The 16,662-nt window shown below is 73.1% G+C and carries 13 protein-coding genes; 11 read left to right on the plus strand and 2 right to left on the minus strand.

What is annotated here, in order from left to right:
• Nucleotides 1-82 precede the first annotated feature (82 nt).
• Nucleotides 83-2,761 (plus strand): glycosyl hydrolase family 18 protein, encoded by a 2,679-nt coding sequence (locus ASE27_RS01850; protein ID WP_200955870.1) that lies wholly within the window; start codon nt 83-85, stop codon nt 2,759-2,761.
• 237 nt (nt 2,762-2,998) lie between these two features.
• Nucleotides 2,999-3,709: a hypothetical protein gene (locus ASE27_RS01855; protein WP_056645137.1), complete on the plus strand. Its 711-nt coding sequence runs from the start codon at nt 2,999-3,001 to the stop codon at nt 3,707-3,709.
• A 79-nt stretch (nt 3,710-3,788) separates the two neighbouring features.
• On the opposite strand, the gene ASE27_RS01860 is transcribed toward ASE27_RS01855, so the two are convergent.
• Nucleotides 3,789-4,505, minus strand: a complete 717-nt coding sequence (locus ASE27_RS01860) for a hypothetical protein (protein ID WP_082608396.1) — start codon at nt 4,503-4,505, stop codon at nt 3,789-3,791.
• Between the two features lie 182 nt (nt 4,506-4,687).
• Complete coding sequence (locus ASE27_RS01865; RefSeq protein ID WP_056645140.1) at nt 4,688-6,526, minus strand: DUF4012 domain-containing protein; 1,839 nt, start codon at nt 6,524-6,526, stop codon at nt 4,688-4,690.
• Nucleotides 6,527-6,657: 131 nt separating this feature from the next.
• Between ASE27_RS01865 and ASE27_RS01870 the strand changes: the two genes are divergently transcribed.
• From ASE27_RS01870 to ASE27_RS01910, 9 genes are all read left to right on the plus strand, one after another.
• The gene (locus tag ASE27_RS01870; protein ID WP_369800530.1) at nt 6,658-7,254 is read left to right on the plus strand and encodes an RNA polymerase sigma factor; all 597 of its coding nucleotides are present in this window, start codon (nt 6,658-6,660) and stop codon (nt 7,252-7,254) included.
• Nucleotides 7,255-7,310: 56 nt separating this feature from the next.
• Nucleotides 7,311-8,795, plus strand: a complete 1,485-nt coding sequence (locus ASE27_RS01875; RefSeq protein ID WP_056645142.1) for a hypothetical protein — start codon at nt 7,311-7,313, stop codon at nt 8,793-8,795.
• A gap of 285 nt (nt 8,796-9,080) precedes the next feature.
• The gene (locus ASE27_RS01880) at nt 9,081-10,301 is read left to right on the plus strand and encodes an inositol-3-phosphate synthase (RefSeq protein WP_056645144.1); all 1,221 of its coding nucleotides are present in this window, start codon (nt 9,081-9,083) and stop codon (nt 10,299-10,301) included.
• Nucleotides 10,298-11,287 carry an SCO3242 family prenyltransferase gene (locus ASE27_RS01885; RefSeq protein WP_056645146.1) on the plus strand — a complete coding sequence of 330 codons (990 nt, stop codon included), beginning with the start codon at nt 10,298-10,300 and terminating at the stop codon, nt 11,285-11,287. The genes ASE27_RS01880 and ASE27_RS01885 overlap by 4 nt, the downstream gene beginning before the upstream one ends.
• Nucleotides 11,284-12,240 carry a sugar phosphate isomerase/epimerase gene (locus tag ASE27_RS01890; protein WP_082608397.1) on the plus strand — a complete coding sequence of 319 codons (957 nt, stop codon included), beginning with the start codon at nt 11,284-11,286 and terminating at the stop codon, nt 12,238-12,240. Before ASE27_RS01885 ends, ASE27_RS01890 begins: the two co-directional genes overlap by 4 nt.
• Nucleotides 12,237-13,031, plus strand: coding sequence for an EboA domain-containing protein (locus tag ASE27_RS01895; RefSeq protein ID WP_056645148.1), 795 nt, complete (start codon nt 12,237-12,239; stop codon nt 13,029-13,031). Before ASE27_RS01890 ends, ASE27_RS01895 begins: the two co-directional genes overlap by 4 nt.
• On the plus strand, nt 13,031-13,909 hold the full coding sequence (locus ASE27_RS01900; RefSeq protein WP_056645150.1) for a TatD family hydrolase: 879 nt from the start codon (nt 13,031-13,033) through the stop codon (nt 13,907-13,909). The genes ASE27_RS01895 and ASE27_RS01900 overlap by 1 nt, the downstream gene beginning before the upstream one ends.
• The gene (gene eboE / locus ASE27_RS01905) at nt 13,909-15,198 is read left to right on the plus strand and encodes a metabolite traffic protein EboE (RefSeq protein WP_056645152.1); all 1,290 of its coding nucleotides are present in this window, start codon (nt 13,909-13,911) and stop codon (nt 15,196-15,198) included. The genes ASE27_RS01900 and eboE overlap by 1 nt, the downstream gene beginning before the upstream one ends.
• Nucleotides 15,195-16,601, plus strand: a complete 1,407-nt coding sequence (locus ASE27_RS01910) for an alkaline phosphatase family protein (protein ID WP_056645154.1) — start codon at nt 15,195-15,197, stop codon at nt 16,599-16,601. Before eboE ends, ASE27_RS01910 begins: the two co-directional genes overlap by 4 nt.
• The last annotated feature ends 61 nt before the right edge of the window (nt 16,602-16,662 follow it).

Here is a 16,662-nt window from a genome sequence, read left to right on the forward strand (position 1 = left end):
CTCCTCCCGCAGGGCGACGCTCTGCGGCCCTCTGCGCTTCATGCACACCGTGTGTCGCGCTCCGCACAACGAAGGCAGATTCATGCACGTGAAACTCACCGGGCACCGCGCCCGGGTCGGCGCGGCCCTCGCGACGACGGCAGCGTTGCTCGCGACGATGGTCGTCACGGCCACCGCCACGTCCTCGACCGCGGCCACCGCCTGCGCGCCGGCGTGGTCCTCGACGGCCACCTACACCGGGTCCGCGACCGCGTCGTACGGCGGCGTGAACTACCGCGCGAAGTGGTGGACGCAGGGCAACGTCCCGGGCACCGAGACGACGAGCCCCTGGGAGTCCCAGGGTGCGTGCGGCACCCCGGACCCGACCGGCACCCCGGACCCGACCGGCACCCCGGACCCGACCGGCACCCCGGACCCGACCGGCACCCCGGACCCGACCGGCACCCCGGACCCGACCGGTACCCCCGACCCCACGGGGACGCCGGACCCCACGGGGACGACCACACCGCCCGGGACCCCGGCGACGGGCCACGAGGCGTGCCGTCCCGACGGCATGTACAAGACCCCTGGCGTCGACGTGCCCTACTGCGACGTCTACGACGCCGACGGCCGGGAGAAGCTCCCCAACGGGCTCGACCGCCGCGTGATCGGCTACTTCTCGAGCTGGCGCACGGGCGCCAACGGGCAGCCCCGCTACCTCGCGAGCGACATCCCCTGGAACAAGCTCTCGCACATCAACTACGCGTTCGCCCACGTGGGCGCGGACAACAAGATCTCGGTCAACGCGCAGGCAGCAGGCAACCCGGCGACGGGCATGACATGGCCGGGCGTCGCCGGTGCGGAGATGGACCCGAGCCTGTCGTACCAGGGGCACTTCAACCTGCTCGCCAAGTACAAGAAGGCGAACCCGGGCGTCAAGGTGATCCCCGCCGTCGGCGGCTGGGCCGAGACGGGTGGCTACTTCGACGCCGACGGCAAGCGCGTCGCATCCGGTGGTTTTTACACCATGACCGAGTCCCAGGCGAAGATCGACACGTTCGCGGACTCGACGGTCGCGTTCATCCGTCAGTACGGGTTCGACGGCATCGACATCGACTACGAGTACCCCACGTCCAACAAGGGCGCCGGCAACCCGGACGACTTCGCGTTCTCGGACGCCAAGCGCGGCCAGCACTTCCAGGGCTACGTGAACCTGCTCAAGACGCTGCGCGAGAAGCTCGACAAGGCGGGGGCCGAGGACGGCGAGTACTACATGCTGACGACCGCGACGCCGTCGTCGGGATGGCTGCTGCGCGGCATGGAGGCCTACCAGGTCGTCCAGTACCTCGACTACGTCAACCTCATGTCCTACGACCTGCACGGTGCGTGGAACGAGCACGTCGGCGGCAACTCGCCGCTGTTCGACGACGGCAAGGACCCCGAGCTCACGGCCGCGGGCGTCTACACGGCGTACCAGGGCATGGGCTACCTCAACGGTGACTGGGCCGCGCACTACTTCCGCGGCGCGATGCCCGCGGGCCGGGTCAACCTCGGCGTCGGCTTCTACACCCGTGGCTTCCAGGGCGTCCAGGGCGGCGTCGACGGCATGGGTGGCAAGGCGGTCCCACCGGCAGGGTTCTCGTGCCCGGCGGGCACCAACGGCAAGTGCGGCTACGGGGCCGAGGGCGTCGACAACCTCTGGTTCGACTCCGACCCCATGGGCAACGCGGTCCCGGCCGGCGTGAACCCGATCTGGCACGCGCTCAACCTCCAGAAGGGCATCGCGGGCGACTACGCGGCTTCCTACAAGGTCCCGACGGCGGTCACGGGCTCGTACGTGCACCACTTCGACCCGGTGACCAAGAACGAGTGGTGGTGGAACGCGAGCAAGAAGGTCTTCCTCTCGGGTGACACGACGCAGGCCATCGGCGCGAAGGCCGACTACGTCGCGGACACGGGCCTCGGCGGCATCATGATCTGGGAGCTCGCAGGCGACTACGGCTACAACTCGGCCAAGGGACAGTACGAGATCGGCCAGACCATGGTCGACCTCATGCACTCGAGGCTGAGCGCCACGACCGCCTACGGGGCCACCAAGGCCAACGCCGACCGCGTCATGCCGAAGCAGGCGATCGACATGAGCATCGACTACACGCAGTTCGCGCTCGGGGACAGCAACTACCCGATCAACCCGAAGGTCGTCTTCACCAACAGGTCGAAGACCGACATCCCGGCGGGGGCGACCATCTCGTTCCAGTACGGGACGACCGACACGGGCGAGATGAGCGACTGGTCCGGCATGAAGACCGCGACGGTCACGAAGGGGCACACGGGTCCGAACGTCGGTGGGCTCAAGGGCGACTTCCACACCGCGCAGTTCACGGTGCCCCTCGGCGGGATCCCCGCGGGCGGCAGCATCACGAACCAGCTGAAGTGGACCATGCCGATCGCGCAGTTCTCCAACGTGATCGTCACGATCGGCGGCGTGTCGTACTCGACGACGTACGACTACCCGCGGGGCGTCACGGTCGTCGAGCCCACCGGCGGCACCACGGGTGGCTCGACCGGTGGCAGCACCGGCGGCACCACCGGTGGTACGACGGGTGGTTCGACCGGCGGGACGGGGACGTGCCTCGCGCCCGCCTGGTCCGCGACCGAGACGTACACGGGGGGCAAGGTGGTCAGCCACTCCGGTCGCACGTGGACGGCGAAGTACTGGACCCAGGGCGAGGCTCCGGGCTCCCAGCAGTGGGGCGCCTGGGCCGACAGCGGCGCGTGCTGACCCTCTGAGCACGTCGTCGACCCCGCGGCCGGTCGGGCAGGGACTCTGACCAGCCCGTCCGACCGCGGGGTCGACAACCGGGGTACGGGTTTCCCCGTACCCCGCCGGCAAGGATGTGGGATTCCCTCATCTCCGTCCCGGCCCGGCATCAGTAGCGTGAAATCGTCCGAGGCCCCGGCGCGACTCTCCCCAGTGGGTCACGCCGGGGCCGACCTACATGAGTGAGGCAGTACCTCCGTGCACAAGCTCCAGCCGATTCTTCTTCCGGCCGCACCTGAGGCCGCCGTCGCGGCGTCTGCCCGGCCCGCCCGACGACGTCGCACCGGCCGTGCGCGCCTCGTCCCGATCGCGGGGGTCGTCCTGGGGGTAGGGCTCCTCGCGTCGGCCTGCACCGGTGGCTCGTCCGACAAGGCCACCGCGGACACGGACCCTTCGGGTTCTGGTCCTGCTGCCGCCGAGAACCACGACGAGCACGAGGGCCAGCACACGAACACCGTGGACGTGGGCCCGCTCGCGCTCTTCGCCGCCGACTACTGGTCGATCGTGCAGCCCTCGGAGGGGTTGACCCAGGTGCGTGCTGGGGGCTGCCCCGAGGGTGAGGCGTGCCCGAGCTTCGACGTCCTCAGCGGCGACGCGGTCGGTGAGATCGACACGACGCAGGCCTACGTCCCCGAGGGGGCGTTCTGCCCGGGCCCCGGCAAGCTCGAGGTGGGGGCGTCGACGGAGACCAGCACGCTCGACGTCGAGATCGACGGCGCCAAGGGCACGCTGACGCGCTTCGACCTCAGCTGCGTCGACGCGACCGGCGCCGAGCAGATGACGGTCGAGCAGCTGCAGTGGTTCATCCCGGAGTCGCCCAACGGTCCCACGCTGATCGCGGACCGTTGGGCCTTCGAGGGCCTCGAGTCGCGCCTCTACGCGGGCACCTGGGCGACCGCTTCGGCCTAGCCGAGGCCAGCCCTGGTCGTTGCACGTACGAAGGCCCCCGGTGATGATCACCGGGGGCCTTCGTGCTCTGCGGGGTTCGTCAGGCGTTGCCCTTGCGACCGCGCCGGGCGACGAGCACGAGTCCGCCTCCGACGAGCAGGAGGGCTGCGCCGATGCCGACGAACTTGCCGACCGTGGCACCGGTCTCCGCAAGGCCACCCTGGGAGTCCGAGACGTTGGCCACGGTCGTGACCTTCCCGTCGACGGTGGTTCCCGGGGGAGGCGTCGTCTTGCCCGGCGGGTTCGTGTTGCAGTTAGGGCTGGACGGCGGGTAGGCCACGGAGACCGTGGTCTCAGGGTTGACCTGGAACAGGACGTCGACCGTGGGGCGGACCCAGCCGAAGCTGCCGCCCTCGACCCATTCACCGTCCTCGAACACCCATCCCGGCCATCCCGTGGGCTCGCCGGCGGAGTTCACGGTGGCCCCGGGCCACAGGACACGCCCGGAGAGGGGCAGCCCGGCCTGGACGACGTTCTCGCCCGACGGGTTGAGCCACGTGATGGTGACGGTCTCGTTCGGCGTGCCCGTCACGTCGACGTCGTACACGAGATAAGGCACGTCGCCGTCGCACACGGGCTGGAGAACCGTGAGCTCGATCGTCGGAGGTGGTGTCGTCTCGACGTAGTCGCCGGTGGTCGGGGTCGCGTCGGGGGTATCGAGGGAAGCGTTCGCCGCGGGGCCGACGAGAGCCGTCGCACCCACGAGCCCTGCGACGACGAGTCCTCGCGCCCAGAGTGTGGTCCTTGATGTGCTCATGGCGTCATCACCAGTCTTGTTCGTGGCGGTCGATGAATGGGAGGGTCAAAGCTCTGGTGCGCGTCGTACCGACAATGGACCCTGACTTGTCAGGGTATCCACTATCCGGCGCCAGATGGACGGGTGTCCGGGTGAAAATCAATCCTCGGGGAATTGTTGCTCCGCCGTGACATCCCCGCCGGTCATCCGCAGACCGGCACCTCGATCGTGGTGAGACCGCCGTGGTGGATGGTCGGGGTCGACCAGAGGTCGACCTGTCGGGTGTCCGACGAGCTGCTCGTGCCACCTGTCCCGTCGCTCGTGACCGTGAACGTGACGCTCGTGCTCTGTCCCGGAGAGAGCTCGCGCGGCAGCGTCGCGACGGCGCGGCCGTGACTCTCCACGACCTTGCTGCCGGTCAGTGTCCCGTCGGCGGTCGTGTTCACGATGCGCCCCCCGCGCGGTGGGTAGAGGAACAGGTCGGTTCGGATGTTTCCCGGAGGTGTGCCGGAGATACCGCCGCCGGTCACGTACCAGGGCAGGTCGGTCGCGGCGTCGGCGGGGGCGTTGGACGTGAGGTCCACGCGGAAGGTGTCCGTACGTCCGGAAGCGGAGCACTCGCTGGCCACGTGCTCGACGGTCGCGTCGAGGTAGTAGTCCATCTTTCCCGCGGTCGCGTCGTTGAGGAAGACACCGATCGTGTCCGCTGCGCGATCGGACGACGAGATGTCGCCGGAGATCACGGTGTCGCTGAGAAGGACCTGTTCGTCCTCGTGGCTCGACCAGACGAGGACGCGGTGCTCGCTGGTCGCGCGGCGGACCGCGTCCAGCAGGCTCGCGGGATCGGTGCCGCCGGACAGCGCTGCCGAGAGGACGGTGGAGGCGACGTCGGCGAAGAACGCGTCGGTCTCCTCGCCCGGCTCGAGCTCCGCGTAGGCGTCCGAGAGGAGGGTCGAGACGGCGTTCCCCGCGTCGATGGTGGTCCCGGCGACGTCCACCGGTCCGGTCGCCTCGAGCAGGTAGGACAGGGCGACAGGGTCGAGCGTGAGGACGCCGTCGACCACCTGCCCCTGCGAGGCCTCCCACATCGCGGCGGCCAACGGAGCCGCTGTCGGGAAGTCGGGCGTGAAGACGGTGTCCTGGACGTAGACAGCCATGTTCGGGCCGAAGAGCTCCTCGTCGGCCGGAGCCAGCGGACGGATGCCCCCGGGGAACGGGCCCACAGCGCTGGTCGAGGCCTGTCCGCCGAGCGTGATGGTCCCGTTCTCGGTACCGATCACGGCGAACGCGCCCGGGATGCCGCCCGGCGAGCGCAGCTCGGCGTTGTTGAGGGCCATGACGAGGTAGGTCCGCGGCCCCTCGGCGCCGAGCATCGCGGGCAGGAGCGTCGTGGTGCGGTGCGCGCTCGTGACGAGCCCGTCGAGCGTGCCGACCTTGTCCTGGAGGTCGACCACGGGCCCGGCGAGCTCGTCGTGCAGGTCGGCGACGTCGAGCGCGTCGACCCGGTCCACGACCGTGGACATGGTGCCCGCCGCGGACTCTATCTGCGGGGCGGCCGAGGTCAGCGGCGCGAGGTCGACCGTGCCGTCGTGCACCTGGACCCCGCCCTCGGACACCGTGGCCGCGGCGGCCGCGAGCGGCGGGAGCACGTCCTGGGTGATCTCGTCGAGCGCCCAGGCGGCGGTCGAGAAGGCGCGGACGTCGGCGCCGAAGAGCGGGGCGCGCCCCGCGAGCCACCACAGCGGGCCGTCCGTGCTGCTGCGTGCGTCCGCGGTGAGGGGCTGGACCTCGGCGAGGGCGGCCTCGGCTGCGGCGCCGTCCCCCGAACGCAGTGCCTCCTCGACCGTCGGGACCTTCTCGATCGCCTCGGTGAGCGAGGAGCGGGCCGCGAGCGCGTCGCGCGCCAGGAGGCCGGCGCACACGAGGAACGCGACGAGCAGGAGGAACAGGAAGAGGATCACCCACCCTGCCGTGCGCCCCTTGCGCTTCGTCGGACGATCGGCGGGCTGCGGCGTCGGGACGGCGGCGTCGGGGGCGCTCATGCCCCCAGGGTAGAGGCATGATCGTGGTGGGCACGTGGTACGGCGGAACACGAACCACCTCGTGGTGCAAGGAGTCGCTCCGCCGCGACACAGGGAGGGTGATGATGCCGGCGATCCCACCTGGAGCCCCTGTGACGCCCCCGCCCCGCGACGACGCCTGGTTCGAGGCGCTGTTCACCGCGCACACGACGGCGGTGTACCGGTACTTCCGTCGCCGCCTGCCCGCCCAGGGAGGAGGGGCCGGACCGGACGCCGAGGACCTGACGGCCGAGGTCTTCGCGACCGCGTGGCGCCGCCGGGCAGACCTCCCTGAGGACGCCGAGCTCCCGTGGCTCTACCGCACCGCCGGGTTCGTCCTCGCGAACCACCGGCGCAAGATGCGTCCGGTCCTCGTGGCCGACGTCCCCGAGGAGCCCGACGACGTCGACCCGATGTCGCTCGCTCTCGGTGACGACCACGTCCGTCGGGTGCTCGGCGTGCTCTCGCCCCGTGACCGGCGCATCCTGCTCCTCAACGCCTGGGACGGCGTCACCGGCGACGAGCTCGCCGCGGTCCTCGGGGTGAGTCGGGGCGGCGCCGACGCGGCGCTGTCGCGGGCCAGGTCGCGCCTGCGTGAGGCCTGGGCCGCGCAGGCCCGGGCAGGCGACACGGGCGAGGTGCCGGTCGCGCAGGTCCGTGCCCGGACGGCGACGCCGACTCTTCGCCCGGTGCAAGACCCGGAGCGCTGACGACACAGACGGGGTAGAGGATCCGGGCCCCCGGATCGACGAGCTGGAGGCTCCCGATGAGCACCGACGACCGCACCCCTGGACCGGCCCCCGAGCCCCGCGACGAGGCGTACGAGCGTGTGCGCGACGCCGACCCGGCCGCGACGGCGACCCCCGACCTGGGGGCCATCGCGGCCAAGGACGAGACGGTCCGTGCACACCTGTCCGGCACGTTCGGCGCCTCGGGCGCGAGCGAGGCCGCGGCCCGGGCGGCGGACGCGGGGACGGGCGTGCCGTCGTCGAGCGGCGGCACGCTGCACGCGGGGGGCACGACGGCCGACGCCGACCTGCCGGACGAGCTGGCCGTGCACCGCGCGCGGCGGCGGCGCCGCTTCCCGCTCACGGCCGCTGCCGCGGTCGCCGGGGTGCTCGCGTTCGGCGTGGGCGGGTACGCCCTGGGGAGCGCGGGTTCGGGTACCTCGGACTCCACGGCCTCGACCGCGGACGCACCCATCACCCTGCAGGCGCCCGCGACCGAGCAGGGTGCGGCGTCGAGCACGGCGGCCGACAGCAAGATGAGCGGTCTCGGGTTCGGCGGGTTCGGTGGCCGCACGGTCTTCACCGCGTCGGGGCTCGGGACGGACGGAGACTCGGCCCCCGCGTGGGCCCTCGACGCGGCCGGCGTGTTCTCGGCCGAGTCCGCAGCCAGGGTCGCCGCCGCGCTGGGCGTCACGGGCGAGCCGCGCCAGGAGTACGGGGCGTGGGTCGTCGGGGCGGACGACGGCGCCGGGCCCTGGGTCACGCTCCAGCCCGACGGTCAGGCGAGCGTGTCGTTCAACGACCCGACCAAGGACCCCTGGAACTGCGTGCTCGTGGACCCGGCCGTGGGGTCGGACTCGCCGAGCACCGAGGAGATGCAGGTCGATCCCCAGGCCGGCTGCGGCCAGGCGGACCTGGGCAAGGCGCCCGCGGCCGACGCGGCGATCGGGGCCGCGAGGGACGTCCTCACCTCGCTCGGGGTCGACCCGGCGGGCTACGAGCTCACGACCGACTCGTTCGACGAGGAGGGCCGGGCCGTGTCGGTGACCGCGGCGCAGGTCGTCGAGGGGCAGCGCACGGGGCTCGCGTGGAACCTCACGTACTCGGGGGCCGGGCTCTCGTCCCTCTACGGGTCGCTCGCTCCCACGGTTTCGATCGGCGACTACACGGTCGTCAGCCCGACCGCGGCGGTCGAGCGACTGGGCGACCCGCGGTTCGCGGGCTCCGGGATGATCGCCTACGCCCGGGGCGGGCAGGTCGGCGTCATGATGGAGGACTCGGCCGTGGCACCCGTCGAGCCGACCGAGCCGACGGTGCCCCCGACGGCAGGCGAGGGGGCTGCGATCTCCTGGCCCGTGAGCGACGTGACGATCACCGAGGCCCGTCTCGGCTGGGCCGTGCACTACCAGGGCGACGGCGGGGCGGTGCTGGTCCCGTCGTACGAGCTGAGCGACGCGGAGGGCAACGCGTGGTCGGTCGTCGCGGTGACCGACGACGAGCTGGACTTCGCGCCGGCGGGCTGACCGTCGGGGGACCCGGGTGCCGGGGGTGACGCGAGAGCGTTGCTCCCGGCATCTTTCTTTTGCCGCCATTTCCAGGACTCCACGGCAGAACCCTCCGGCTTTTGATTGACCATCGACAAAAGGGGGGTTAGGGTCAGGCCACGGCCTCGGCCCGGACAGCAAGAGCACGTCGCGCAGCAGCGAGAGTGCGCCCACCTCCGGGCTCGCAGGCCCGTCGGGGGCGACGAGGCCCTCGGCTCGCCACATCGACCCCGGTCCCCGGGGTCGACGGGACCAGGAGCGACGATGCACCTTTCAGCCCACCAGTCGACGTGGAACCACGGCCGCACCGGCATCTGGTTCGTCGGGGCCCGCGGGTCGGTCGCCACGACCGCGACCCTCGGCCTGGCAGCGATCGCCTCGGGGCTCTCCGCCCCCACCGGCTGCGTCACCGCGCAGGCCCCGCTCGACGACGTCGCCCTGCCGGCCTTCGCGGACCTCGCGGTGGGTGGCCACGACATCAGCGACACGCCCCTCGGCAAGAAGGCCGAGCAGCTCGTCGAGGCCGGCATGATCCCCTACCGCCTCCTCGAGGCGGTGCGTCCCCAGCTCGACGCGGTCGACGCGGACATCCGCCCCGGCTACGACGCGGCCCACCGCTCCGGCTCCCAGGCCGCTGCGGCCGAGGCGCTCGCAGCCGACATCGTCGACTTCCGCGAGCGCCACGGCCTGGCCCGCGTCGTGGTCGTCGACCTCGCCTCGACCGAGCCGCTCCCGGCCCCGGCCCCCGAGCTCGAGGACCTGGACCTGCTGCGCGCGGCCCTGGAGGACCCCGAGCGCGAGGTCCTGCCCGCGAGCTCGGTCAACGCGTACGCGGCGCTCCTCGCGGGAGCCCCCTACGCGGGCTTCACGCCCTCGGCGAGCATGAACCTGCCCGCGCTGCACGCGCTCGCGGCCGAGCGTGGCGTGCCGTTCGCGGGCCAGGACGGCAAGACCGGGCAGACGTGGCTGCGCTCGGTCCTGGCCCCGGCCATCACGGCCCGCGGCCTGCGGGTACTGTCCTGGGCGGGCTCGAACCTGCTGGGCGGCGGCGACGGTGCGACGCTCGCGGACCCGCACGCGGTCCAGAGCAAGCTCGTGTCGAAGAACCGCGGCCTGCAGGACCTGACGGGCAGCACGGTCACCCCGCTGCACATCGACAACGTCCCGGACCTCGGCGACATCAAGGTCGCGTGGGACCACATCCACGTCGAGGGCTTCCTGGGCTCGCGCCTGACGCTCCAGACGACGTGGAGCGCGTACGACTCGATGCTCGCGGCGCCCCTCGTCCTGGACCTGGCGCGTCTCCTGGCGCTCGCCGACGCTGCGGGCCTGTCCGGCCCCGTGCCGGAGATGGGCTTCTTCTTCAAGGACCCGTGGGGCTCGGACGTGCACTCGTTCGCCGAGCAGTCCCGCGTGCTGGGTGTGTGGGCGCACCGGACGAGCGTGCAGGCGGACGCAGTTCAGGCAGGGGTCGACGAGCCGTGACGCTGCGCGACTACCTCGACCTGGTCCGTGCTCCTGCGGTCCTGTCCGTGGTGGGGGACACCCTGGCCGGGGCGGCCGCGGGTGGGCGGCTGGGCTCGGCACGCACGGTGCGTGCCGGGGACGTGCGGGCGTGGCGGCTCGCGCTGCTGCCGCTGTCCTCGGCCTGCCTGTACGCGGGCGGGATGGCGCTCAACGACTACGCGGACCGCGAGCTCGACGCGGTCGAGCGCCCCGAGCGCCCGCTGCCCTCGGGGCGCGTCTCGCCGGCCCAGGCGCTCGGCGTCGCGACGGGCCTCACGGCCGCGGGTCTGACGCTCGCGGCGGCCGGGGGAGGACGGAGGTCGTTCGCCCTCGCGGTCCCGCTGGCCGCGAGCGTGTGGACGTACGACCTGGTCGCGAAGAACCACGCGTCCGGTCCGGTCGTCATGGCGGCCTGCCGCGGCCTCGACGTCCTCATGGGCGCGGGCGCCGGGAGGGTCCGCGCCGCGCTCCCGGCCGCGGCCGCCCTCACGGTGCACACCGCGGGCGTGACGGTCCTCTCGCGCGGTGAGGTCCACGGCACGACGCCGCCCGTCGCGGCGGCCGTGGCCGCGGGGACGGTCGGGGTCGCGGGGGCCGTGGCGGTCGGCGCGCTGCGGTCGCTGCGCTCCGGCCCGACGGCGGAGCCAGCCCTCGGGAGGTCCGGTGCGGGACGGCGCGCACGCGCCGTCGTCCCGGCGCTCGCCGCGCTCGCGTCGGCCGGGGTCTACGCGGCCTCGTGCCTGCCGCAGCAGGCGCAGGCGGTCGGCGCGCCCGACGCCGCGAACGCGTTCGCGGCGACGAAGGCGGGCATCCGCTCGATGGTGCCGCTCCAGGCGGCGCTCGCCGCTCGGGGCGGGAGCCTGGGCTCGGTCGCGGTCCTCGCCGCGGTCGAGGTCGTGGGTCGTGCGCTGCGCGCCAGGAGCCGGCGCAGCACGAGCCCGAACCCGGGACTGAGCGAGTCATGAGCTCGCCGACCAGCCGCTCCACCAGCCGCTCCACCAGCCCCGGTGCACCACCGTTCACCCTCGGGTACGGCACCAACGGCTTCACCGACCACCCGCTCGACGTCACGCTCGACGTGCTCGCGCACGAGGGCTACGGCGCCGTGGCGCTGACGCTCGGGCACCCGCACCTGGACCCGTTCGCGGACGACGCCGACGCGCAGGTCGCCCGGCTGCGCGAGCGTCTCGACGACCTGGGCATGCGCGTGGTCGTCGAGACGGGCACGCGCTTCCTGCTCGACCCGTTCCGCAAGCACCACCCGACGTTCCTCGATCCCGACGAGGATCTCGCGGACGTCCGGGTCCGCTTCCTGTGCCGTGCGGTCGAGGTCGCGGCGGGCCTGCGCGCCGAGTGCGTGTCGTTCTTCTCGGGGGTCCTGCCCGCGGGCACGACGGCGGAGGCCGGCTGGGAGCGCCTGCTCGCCCGGGTGCCGCGCGTCGTGGCCCACGCCCGCGAGCACGGGGTCCGGATCGCGCTCGAGCCCGAGCCCGGGATGCTCGTCGAGACCGTGGGAGACGCCCTGCGGCTGCGCGAGGACGTCGGGTCGCCCGCCGAGCTGGGCCTCACGGTCGACCTGGGGCACTGCGTGGTCGTCGAGCCCGACGGCGTGCGCGGCGCGCTGCTCGCCGCGGCGCCGCACCTGCTCAACGTGCAGGTCGACGACATGCGGCACACCGCGCACGAGCACCTGCCGTTCGGGGACGGAGAGCTCGACCTGTCGCTCGCCCTCGGCACGCTCGGCGAGATCGGCTACACGGGCGTCGCAGCCGTCGAGCTGCCCCGCCACTCGTACGACGCCCCCGGGCTCGCGCACCGCAGCATGACCGCGATGACCGAGGCCTGGGCCGCGTGGAGCGCGACCGACCAGACCTCTCCGACGACCACCGCATCCGCACCCCAGGAGGCACTCCGATGACCACCCCCGACCTGACCGCCGCACCGGGCGCCACAGCGACGGCGGGCCCGCCCGCAGCCGGTCACCCCGACGCCCTCGTGGGCCTGCTCACCGACGAGCAGGCCGCCTGGCTGGCCACGGCCTGCGGCGAGATCGCCGCGGACCCGGGCTCCGCCGTCGGGCACCTGGCACGGGCCGGGCGGGCCGTGGGACGCACGTCCCTCGACCCCGACCTGGACCCCGCCGGGGTCCTGCACGGGACGCTCGACGACGCCGCGCGCGCCCGCCTGGTCGTGGCGCTCGCGGACGCCCTGCCCGCCGACGGCGAGTCGCTCGCGGCGCGCCTGACCGAGACCTACCAGCGCGGGGACACGCCCGAGCGGCGCGGCGTGCTGCGCGGGCTCGACGCCCTCACGCTGGCCGGGCAGCCCGACGGCGCCCTGGCGCCCGCCGTGGTCTGCGCCGGGACAGCGCTCGCGGCCGACGCCCTGCGCGCCAACGACCAGAGCCTCGTGGCCGCCGCGGTCGGGCCGTTCGCGGCCGCGCACCTCGACGACCACGCCTGGCGCCACGCGGTCCTCAAGCTCGTCTTCATGGGCGTGAGCCTCGACGCGGTCGCCGCGCTCGACGAGCGCGCGGACGACGAGCTCGCGCGCATGGCGCGCGACTTCGCAGCCGAGCGTCGGGCCGCGGGGCGCGTCGTGCCCGACGACGTCGCCCGCATCGCACCCGAGGCGCCCAACAGGACCGGCGCCCCCACCCTGCCCACCGTGCCCACGACCTCTCACGCGAACCACAGCAAGGACGCCTGATGCGCATCTTCGACCCCCACATCCACATGACCTCGCGCACGACCGACGACTACGAGGTCATGTACGCCGCGGGCGTGCGCGCCGTCGTCGAGCCCGCGTTCTGGCTCGGCCAGCCCCGCACGACCGTCGGGTCGTTCGTCGACTACTTCGACGCGCTGCTCGGCTGGGAGCGGTTCCGGGCCACGCAGTTCGGGATCCGCCACCACGCGACGATCGCCCTCAACCCCAAGGAGGCGAACGACCCGCGCTGCACCGAGGTGCTCGACGAGATCCCGCGCTACCTCGACAAGGACGGCGTGGTCGCGGTCGGCGAGGTCGGCTACGACTCCATGACCCCCGCCGAGGACGAGGCGTTCACGCGTCAGCTCGCCATGGCGATCGACGCGGCCCTTCCGGTCATGGTCCACACCCCGCACCGCGACAAGCTCGTCGGGACCCACCGCACGCTCGACGTGGTGCGCGAGTCGGGGATCGCCCCCGGGATGGTCGTGGTCGACCACCTCAACGAGACCAACGTCGCGCTCGTCAAGGACGCCGGGGCGTGGATGGGGTTCTCGGTCTACCCCGACACCAAGATGGACGAGCACCGCATGGTCTCGATCCTGCTCGAGCACGGCACCGAGCGGGTCCTGGTGAACTCGGCCGCCGACTGGGGGCGCTCCGACCCCCTCAAGACGCTCAAGACCGGGCGCGCCATGCTCGCGGCCGGGTTCACCGACGACGAGGTCGACAAGGTCCTGTGGCGCAACCCCGTCGAGTTCTACGGGCAGTCCGGCAACCTGCTGCTCGACCCCGTGCCCGGTTTCGTCGAGGGCGAGGCGCCCGCGGCGAGCGCGAGCTTCGAGGGCAGCTCGGTGCTGCGCGGGGCACGGGTCTGATGCTGCTGTCCTACTGCACCAACGTCCACCCCGCCGAGGACCTCGACGGGGTGGTCGAGCAGCTCGCCCGGTACGCCGGGCCCGTGCGCGAGGCCGCAGGGCTCGACGTGCTCGGGGTCGGGCTGTGGCTGCCTGCCTCGCTCGCGCACCGGCTCTCGGCCTCGCCGCGCGCGGCCGACGACATGGCCCGGCTGCGGGCCGCGCTCGACGAGCACGGGCTGCAGGTGCACACGCTCAACGCGTTCCCCTACGGCGGGTTCCACGACGACGTCGTCAAGCTCGCGGTCTACTCGCCCACGTGGGCCGACCCCGAGCGGCTCGCCTACACCCTCGAGTGCGCCGAGGTCCTCGCGGCCCTCCTGCCCGACGGCGTGGACGGGTCCATCTCGACGCTCCCGCTCGCGTGGCGCGAGCCGGGCGGGGAGCCCTGGTCGCCCGCGCAGGACGCGATCGCGACCCGGGCGTTCGAGGAGCTCTCCGACGGGCTGCGCGACCTCGCGGCCCGCACGGGCAAGGTCGTGCGCGTCGCGGTCGAGCCCGAGCCCGGCTGCGTGCTCGACACGGTCGAGGACGTCGTGACCTGGCTCGAGGCACGTACCGGCGGGGCGGGCGAGGCCGAGGCGGAGCGCCCGGAGCGCCCGGGGCGTGTCGGGGGCATCGACCCCGCGTTCGTCGGGGTCTGCCTCGACACGTGCCACCTCGCGGTCTCGTTCGCCGACCCGGCCGGGGCCGTCGCGCGGATCACGGGGGCCGGGCTGCGGGTGGTCAAGGTGCAGGCCTCGGCCGCGCTCCACGTGGCCGAGCCGTCGGCACCCGAGGCGCGGGACGCCGTCGGGCAGTTCGTCGAGAAGCGCTACATCCACCAGGTGCGCGAGCTCGCCCCGAGCGGCGACGTCCTGCCCGTCGACGACCTGCCCGATGCGCTGGGCGACGGTGACGCGGTGCCCGGGCTGCCGGGGGACGGCCCCTGGCGCGTGCACTTCCACGTGCCCCTGCACCACGAGCCCGCCGCACCCCTGACCGCGACGACCGACGTGCTGCGCGAGGCCGTCGAGGCCGTGCGCGCAGCGCCCCACGGCGACGAGGCGCACCTCGACGTCGAGACCTACACGTGGGCCGTGCTGCCGCCCGACTCGCCGGCGTTCGGTTCTGCCGGGGCCGTCGAACCGCTCGTGGGAGGCATCGCCGCCGAGCTGCGCTGGGCCACCGACCATCTGCTCACCCCCGGTGCTGCCCCCGGCCCCGTGGAGACCGTGACCATCCCCGCACCCTCAGGAGTCCCCGCATGAAGCCCGTGCTGCTGCTCGACGTCGTCGGGCTCACCGAGAAGGCCCTCGCCCACATGCCCCGCCTGCGCCAGATGGCCGCGGGCGGCTGGCAGACCCAGCTCGCGACCGTGCTGCCCGCGGTCACGTGCAGCGTGCAGGCGACCATGATGACGGGCCTCGCGCCCGCCCAGCACGGAGCCGTGGGCAACGGCTGGTACTTCCGCGAGCTCGGCGAGGTGTTCTTGTGGCGCCAGCACAACAAGCTCGTCGAGGGCGAGAAGATCTGGGAGGCCGCACGCCGCTCGAACCCCGACCACCGGACCGCGAACGTCTGCTGGTGGTACGCCATGGGCGCCACGACCGACGTGACCGTGACCCCTCGGCCGATCTACCACGCCGACGGGCGCAAGTCGCCCGACGCGTACATCCGCCCGCCCGCGCTGCACGACGAGCTCACGGGCCGCTTCGGCGAGTTCCCCCTGTTCACCTACTGGGGCCCGACCGCCGCGATCGCGTCCTCGGCCTGGATCGTCGACGCGACCCGCCACGTCCTGCGCACGCACTCGCCCGAGCTGACCATGGCCTACGTGCCGCACCTCGACTACGACCTGCAGCGGTTCGGCCCCGACTCACCCGAGGCCGACGCCGCGGCCGCCGAGCTCGACACGGTCCTGGCCCCGCTGCTCGACGACGCGGCCAACAACGGGATCGCGGTCGTCGTGGTCTCCGAGTACGGCATCGCCGAGGCGAACCGGCCCGTGCACCTCAACCGCATCCTGCGCCGCGAGGGCCTGCTCGAGGTCTACGTCCAGGACGGCAAGGAGCAGCTCGACCCGTGGACGTCCAAGGCGTTCGCGGTCGCCGACCACCAGGTCGCGCACGTCTACGTCGACGACCTCTCGCGCCTCGCGCGCGTCGCCGACCTGCTGCGGGCCGTGCCCGGCGTCGACGAGGTCCTCGACCGCGAGGCGCAGGCCCGCTACGGGCTCGATCACGCGCGCTCGGGCGACCTCGTGGTCGTCGCCGAGCCGGGCGCCTGGTTCACCTACTACTTCTGGCTCGACGACGCCCGCGCGCCCGAGTACGCACGCGGCGTCGACATCCACCGCAAGCCGGGCTACGACCCGGCCGAGCTGTTCTTCGACCCCGCCGACCCCCTGGCCAAGGCCAAGGCCGGCCTCAACCTCGTCAAGAAGAAGGTCGGGCTGCGCTACGCCATGAGCACCGTGCCGCTCGACGCGTCCTACGTGCGCGGCACGCACGGTCGGCTGCCCGACTCGGCGGCCGACACCCCGCTCATCCTGTGCTCGGAGGCCGAGATCCCGGCGTCGGTCGCGGCGCTGGTCGAGCGCGGGGGACAGGTGCCCGCCGCGGCGATCAAGGGGCTCGTGCTCGAGATGCAGAACCTGGGCGTCAAGGTGTAGGGGCCCGTCGCCCCCTGGTGGGCACAGAGCTGTCAGGACGAGCGTGAACATGGGGCCACGC

The organism is Oerskovia sp. Root918 (assembly GCF_001428945.1).
Lineage (GTDB): Bacteria > Actinomycetota > Actinomycetes > Actinomycetales > Cellulomonadaceae > Oerskovia > Oerskovia enterophila.